Origin of the sequence: Luteitalea sp., from assembly GCF_022842525.1 — a bacterium.
Taxonomy (GTDB): domain Bacteria; phylum Acidobacteriota; class Vicinamibacteria; order Vicinamibacterales; family Vicinamibacteraceae; genus Luteitalea.
The window spans coordinates 21,809-28,256 of record NZ_JALHPM010000082.1 but is presented as its reverse complement, the minus strand read 5'-3'; the positions used below and the strand labels follow the sequence as shown (position 1 = coordinate 28,256).

2 protein-coding genes, 2 tRNA genes and 3 rRNA genes are annotated in these 6,448 nt (G+C 60.0%); 6 read left to right on the top strand and 1 reads right to left on the bottom strand.

Going from position 1 to position 6,448, the window contains the following annotated elements; translation table 11 throughout:
* From Q0C41_RS16725 to Q0C41_RS16700, 6 genes are all read left to right on the top strand, one after another.
* Positions 1-677 (top strand): 16S ribosomal RNA (locus tag Q0C41_RS16725); the annotation flags it as partial.
* Positions 678-830: 153 nt separating this feature from the next.
* Positions 831-907 (top strand) — tRNA-Ile (locus Q0C41_RS16720).
* Positions 908-972: 65 nt separating this feature from the next.
* Positions 973-1,048: transfer RNA gene (locus Q0C41_RS16715), tRNA-Ala, on the top strand.
* Between the two features lie 247 nt (positions 1,049-1,295).
* Positions 1,296-4,287 (top strand): 23S ribosomal RNA (locus Q0C41_RS16710).
* A gap of 257 nt (positions 4,288-4,544) precedes the next feature.
* A 5S ribosomal RNA gene (gene rrf, locus Q0C41_RS16705) occupies positions 4,545-4,661 on the top strand.
* A gap of 27 nt (positions 4,662-4,688) precedes the next feature.
* Complete coding sequence (locus tag Q0C41_RS16700) at positions 4,689-5,363, top strand: histidine phosphatase family protein (RefSeq protein WP_291985446.1); 675 nt, start codon at positions 4,689-4,691, stop codon at positions 5,361-5,363.
* On the opposite strand, the gene Q0C41_RS16695 is transcribed toward Q0C41_RS16700, so the two are convergent.
* Positions 5,364-6,446, bottom strand: a complete 1,083-nt coding sequence (locus tag Q0C41_RS16695; RefSeq protein WP_291985444.1) for a HupE/UreJ family protein — start codon at positions 6,444-6,446, stop codon at positions 5,364-5,366. It abuts the gene before it with no gap.
* Between the last annotated feature and the right edge of the window lie 2 nt (positions 6,447-6,448).

Genomic DNA, 6,448 nt, shown 5'->3' with positions numbered 1-6,448 from the left:
GCATTAAGCACTCCGCCTGGGGAGTACGGTCGCAAGGCTGAAACTCAAAGGAATTGACGGGGGCCCGCACAAGCGGTGGAGCATGTGGTTTAATTCGACGCAACGCGAAGAACCTTACCCAGGCTCGAAATGTAGACGATCGCCGGTGAAAGCCGGTTCCCGCAAGGGCGTCTGTATAGGTGCTGCATGGCTGTCGTCAGCTCGTGTCGTGAGATGTTGGGTTAAGTCCCGCAACGAGCGCAACCCTTGTCTTCTGTTGCCATCAGGTCAAGCTGGGCACTCTGGAGAAACTGCCGGTGACAAACCGGAGGAAGGTGGGGATGACGTCAAGTCAGCATGGCCTTTATGTCTGGGGCTACACACGTGCTACAATGGCCGGTACAAACCGTTGCAAACTCGCGAGGGTGAGCTAATCGGAGAAAGCCGGTCTCAGTTCGGATTGTAGGCTGCAACTCGCCTGCATGAAGTTGGAATCGCTAGTAATCGCGGATCAGCATGCCGCGGTGAATACGTTCCCGGGCCTTGTACACACCGCCCGTCACATCACGAAAGCTGGCTGTACTAGAAGTCGCCACGCTAACCCGCAAGGGAGGCTAGCGCCGAAGGTATGGTTAGTGATTGGGGTGAAGTCGTAACAAGGTAGCTGTAGGAGAACCTGTGGCTGGATCACCTCCTTTCTAGAGTCGCATCACGGTTCCTGGCTAGACCAGGAGCGTCAGGGTGCTCTCGAGATCGATCTGAATCTCACAGGTTGCAGTGTGCGCACGTTCTGTCTAGTTTTGAAGGAACCGGGTCGAACCGACCTGGCTCTTTGAGAAATCATCGTTCCTGGGCCTGTAGCTCAGCTGGTTAGAGCACACGCTTGATAAGCGTGGGGTCAGTAGTTCAAATCTACTCAGGCCCACCAGCGCGCGGCCCGAGGCCGACACCCTCACGGGTGGTCGACCGGGGAACGCCTCTTCACTGGATCAAGGGGAATTAGCTCAGCTGGGAGAGCGCCTGCTTTGCAAGCAGGAGGTCACCGGTTCGAGCCCGGTATTCTCCACCAGCCTGCGTGACCGTTGGTCGCGACGGCTGTCCGGGATTCGGTGAAGAGCACCACGGATTGGTCGCTGCCCTCGCGGGCGGCGAGCTGATTCGCCAACGCGGCACACGTCGCGACGGTGAACGAACTCTTTGACAACTGAATATCCTGCAAACGGTAGTTTTTACCGACCACACAGCAGTGTGTATAAGCCTAGATTTTCCTCACGTGTCCTTCGCGGGCCGCGTGAGGCGAAATCGGGTGTTCTTATGGTCAAGCTACTAAGGGCGTGCGGTGAATGCCTTGGCGCCAAGAGTCGATGAAGGACGTGGTAAGCTGCGATAAGCTTCGGGGAGCTGCAAACAAGCTTTGATCCGGAGATTTCCGAATGGGGAAACCCACCCGGGGTCATGCCTGGGTATCCTGGACTGAATACATAGGTCCTGGAAGGCAACGTGGGGAAGTGAACCATCTCAGTACCCACAGGAACAGAAATCAAGAGAGATTCCGCTAGTAGCGGCGAGCGAACGCGGACATAGCCCAAACCATCGAGCTTGCTCGGTGGGGTTGTAGGACCTGTTTGGCCGCAAGGCCGACGAGTTACCAAGTCACACGATAGTCGAGCATCCTGGAACGGATGGCCACAGAGGGTGAAAGCCCCGTAGGCGAAATCGTCGTGACCTCGTTGGACAGGCACCTGAGTACCGCGGGACACGAGGAATCCCGTGGGAATCTGCGAGGACCATCTCGCAAGGCTAAATACTCCTTGGCGACCGATAGTGAACCAGTACCGTGAGGGAAAGGTGAAAAGCACCCCGTTAAGGGGAGTGAAATAGTTCCTGAAACCGCATGCCTACAAGCAGTGGGAGGGCGTTTGGCGAGAAATCGCCGTTGCCTGACCGCGTGCCTTTTGCATAATGAGCCGGCTAGTTATTCTCAGTGGCGAGGTTAAGCGTAAGCGAGCCGAAGCGAAAGCGAGTCCGAAATGGGCGCATAGTCGCTGGGAATAGACGCGAAGCGGGGTGATCTACCCTTGGCCAGGGTGAAGCGCGGGTAACACCGCGTGGAGGCCCGAACCAGTGTTGGTTGAAAACAGCTTGGATGAGCTGAGGGTAGGGGTGAAAGGCTAATCAAACTCCGTGATTGCCCGTTCTCTTCGAAATGCTTTTAGGAGCAGCGTCGGGTGGTTGGCTCTGGTGGTAGAGCACTGAATGGACTAGGGGCCTTACCAGGTTACTGAATCCAATCAAACTTCGAATGCCAGAGACACATAGCCCGGCAGTGAGACGGTGGGGGCTAAGCTTCATCGTCGAAAGGGAAACAGCCCAGACTACCGACTAAGGTCCCTAACTTCATGCTAAGTGGTAAAGGATCTGGAGACGCACTGACAACCAGGAGGTTGGCTTAGAAGCAGCCATCCTTTAAAGAAAGCGTAATAGCTCACTGGTCAAGGGTCTCTGGGCCGATAATATAACGGGGCTCAAGCATGAGACCGAAGTCGTAGAATGGACGAGCGCCTGCGGGCGCTCACATTGGTAGAAGAGCGTTCCGTACGTATGTAGTCAGAGCGAAAGCACTGATGTCGAGCGTATGGAAGTGACCCTGCCGGCATAAGTAGCGATAAGGAAGGTAAGAATCCTTCCCGCCGTAAGCCTAAGGATTCCTGAGCCAGGTTCGTCCACTCAGGGTTAGTCGGGACCTAACGCGAGGCCGAAGGGCGTAGCGGATGGACATCCGGTCAACATTCCGGAACTACCTAAACATCGTTATCACGATGGGGGGACGCAGGAGGCTAGGTGAGACTGGTTAGGGCCGCAAGGCGACCAGTTCGAGGGCTGTAGGTAGATTGACCAGGCAAATCCGGTCAGTCGTTAATCTGAGGGCCCAGAGCGAGACCTTCGGGTCACAAAGTCACTGACGCCACGCTGCCAAGAAAAGCCTCTAAGGAGATGTTTGGGTACCCGTACCGCAAACCGACACAGGTAGGCGAGGAGAAAATCCTCAGGCGCAAGTGAGAACACTCGTTTAGGAACTCGGCAAATTGGCCCCGTAACTTCGGAAGAAGGGGTGCTCCCGTAGCGTGATTGGACTTGCTCCATGAGCGTGAAGGAGTTGCAATAAAGAGGCCCAGGCGACTGTTTACTAAAAACACAGGGCTCTGCAAAGTCGAATACGACGTATAGGGTCTGACGCCTGCCCGGTGCCGGAAGGTTAAAGGGAGAGGTTAGCTGCAAGGCGAAGCTTTGAACTGAAGCCCCGGTAAACGGCGGCCGTAACTATAACGGTCCTAAGGTAGCGAAATTCCTTGTCGGGTAAGTTCCGACCTGCACGAATGGCGTAACGATCTGGGCGCTGTCTCAACGAGTGGCACTGCGAATTTGTGGTACCGGTGAAGACGCCGGTTGCCCGCGACTAGACGAAAAGACCCCGTGCACCTTTACTACAACTTAGTAGTGAATGTTGACGTGTCATGCGCAGGATAGGTGGGAGACGTTGAACCGAGCCTCTTGGGGTTCGGGGAGTCACCGGTGAGATACCACCCTTGATACTTTGACGTTCTAACCTCGACCCGTTATCCGGGTCAGGGACACTGCTAGGCGGGTAGTTTGACTGGGGCGGTCGCCTCCTAAAGTGTAACGGAGGCGCGCGAAGGTTCGCTCAGGCTGTTTGGAAATCAGCCGTAGAGTGCAAATGCATAAGCGAGCTTGACTGCGAGACATACACGTCGAGCAGGTGGGAAACCAGGCATTAGTGATCCGGTGGTTCCGCATGGAAGGGCCATCGCTCAACGGATAAAAGGTACGCCGGGGATAACAGGCTGATCTGGGCCAAGAGTTCACATCGACGCCCAGGTTTGGCACCTCGATGTCGGCTCATCGCATCCTGGAGCTGTAGCAGGTTCCAAGGGTCCGGCTGTTCGCCGGTTAAAGCGGTACGTGAGCTGGGTTTAGAACGTCGCGAGACAGTTCGGTCTCTATCTGTCGTGGGCGCAGGAGATTTGAGTGGGGCTGACCTTAGTACGAGAGGACCGGGTTGGACGAACCTCTAGTGTACCAGTTGTCACGCCAGTGGCAGCGCTGGGTAGCTACGTTCGGAAGGGAGAAACGCTGAAAGCATCTAAGCGTGAAACCCTCCACGAGATGAGATCTCCCTGGACGCAAGTCCCTGAAGGCTCCTGGTAGACCACCAGGTGATAGGCCAGGTGTGTAAGGGTGGTGACATCCTCAGCTTACTGGTACTAATCAGCCGTGAGGCTTGACCATAACTTTCACCCACTGTGGTGTAGTCGAGTAAACACTACCGTTTGCAGGATATTCAGTTGGCTTGCCGCCTTCGCGCCCTCGGGCGACACGGCGGACCAAAGCCCTGGGAACCGATCCCCAGGCAGCTCTTTGAAGAGATGCGCGGCTGCACGCCATGCCCCTAGGTATGCTGGGGCCCCAGACGTGCGCACCTTCGACGGCTTCGTCGTCGAGGAGCTCGGCTCCGGAATTGTCCGGGGCCGGCCGCCAACAAGTTTCCCGGTGGCCATAGGGGAGGGGTCACACCCGTTCCCATTCCGAACACGGAAGTTAAGCCCTCCACCGCCGATGGTACTGCAGGCGCAGGTCTGTGGGAGAGTAGGTCACTGCCGGGGATATATCGAAGCCCGACGCGTCTCACGATGCGTCGGGCTTTCTTATTTGTCGCTGAATCCGGCCGAATCCCCTGGCTGGGTGTGACCGGCCACTCAATCCGTGCCACGCTGACGACCATGCGCCTGCCCGGTCTTCTCGTCGTCACCGTCGCTGTGCAACTCCTGGTGCTCGGCAGCAGCGCCGCCCAGCCAGGCGTGCCGCCAGTCCTCGAGTTCGCCCGTTCCAGAGACCCGGGAATCGTGACGCTGCTCCGCCACGCTCGAGCGCCAGGCACCGGCGACCCGCAAGGGTTCAGGCTCGACGAGTGCTCCACGCAGAGGAACCTCTCCGAGCAAGGCCGGCGCGACGCTCGGCGTCTCGGCGACGTGCTGCGCAGCGTGGGCGTCAAGGACGCCGACGTGCACAGCAGTCAGTGGTGCCGCTGCCTCGAGACCGCCCGGTTGCTCGGCGTCGGTGCGGTCGCGGAAGCCCCGTGGCTGAACTCGTTCTTCGCCGGGCGCGGCGACGAGGACGCCGCCACACAGGCGTTGCGCCTCGCCGTACTGCGCAAGATCGACTCGCGACGTCCGACCTTCTTCATCACCCACCAGGTGAACATCACGGCCCTGACAGGCGTCGTCCCGACCGAGGGCGAGGCCGTATTCGTCAGAGCCACCGCCGCCGGCACGGTCGAGGTGGTGGGGCGCGCGCGCGTCCCGTGATCAGACGACCGCACCCAGACGCTCGAGTGTCCAGTAGATGCCGACCACCGCGATGACACACGAGACTGGCACCACCACCCAGTGGCGGTAGCGCCGGGGATGGCCCGCCAGCCACCACGTCGCCAGGAAGGCGCACGCGAGCACCGACACCTGTCCCAGTTCCACGCCCAGGTTGAACGAGACGAGCGCGAGTGCCCGGGCGCCCGCAGGAAGACCCAGCTCGGCCAGCACTCCCGCAAAGCCCAGTCCGTGCAGCAAGCCGCACAGGAACACCACGCCGACGCGTGACCGCGACACCGACGATCGCCAGACGTTCTCGACCGCCACCCACGCGACCGAGGCGCCGATGAGAGGCTCGACCACCTCGGCCGGCATCGTCACCAGGCCGGCGACACTGGCGCCGAGCGTCAGCGTATGCGCCGCGGTGAAGGCCGAGACCTGCAGCAGGAGAGGTCGCCATGACCGCTGCAGGAGGAACAGGCCGAGCACGAACAGGATGTGGTCGATGCCTCGAGGCACGATGTGCACGACGCCGAGCCCGACGTACTGGGCGGCGAGTGCCGTCCGGGAGGGCAGGGCCAGGCGGATCGTCTCGCTCTTCCTGTCGCCGACGGCCCAGACGACGAAGGGCGCCTGGGCGCCGGGCGTCGTCACCCGAATGGGATAAGCGCCCGCGGGCAGGGTATATCTCCAGACGAGGTGGTGGGCGCCGGTCTGGAGCTGCCCGTTCAGGACAATCGTCCCTTCCACCACCTCCACGGCCGCCGCTGAGGGTTCACGTTCCCAGCGGAACGTGAGCGGCACCACCGCGCCATCAGCCTCGAGACTCACCGTGTCGAGCCACGCTGCTCGTCTGGCGAGGAACCTGGCTTCGTCTCCCGTTCCCCCCGCGTCCGTCGTGGTGTCGAGCAGCGGCACGAGGGCTGCCGGAATCGCCGGGATCCGCACTTCGACCCGTCCGTCGGCCCCAACGGCGATCGAGACCTTCGTCGCCCCCGGTTCGTGGGCCCCGGCCGTTGCGGCGAGACCGACCGCTGCCGCCATGACCGCCAACCGCACCCATCGCGTTCCCCATGGCCCCATGG

Coding starts and splice junctions, on each gene's coding strand:
- Q0C41_RS16700 (WP_291985446.1), top strand. CDS start 4,689: ATGCGTCGGGCTTTCTTATTTGTCGCTGAATCCGGCCGAATCCCCTGG.
- Q0C41_RS16695 (WP_291985444.1), bottom strand. CDS start 6,446: ATGGGGCCATGGGGAACGCGATGGGTGCGGTTGGCGGTCATGGCGGCA.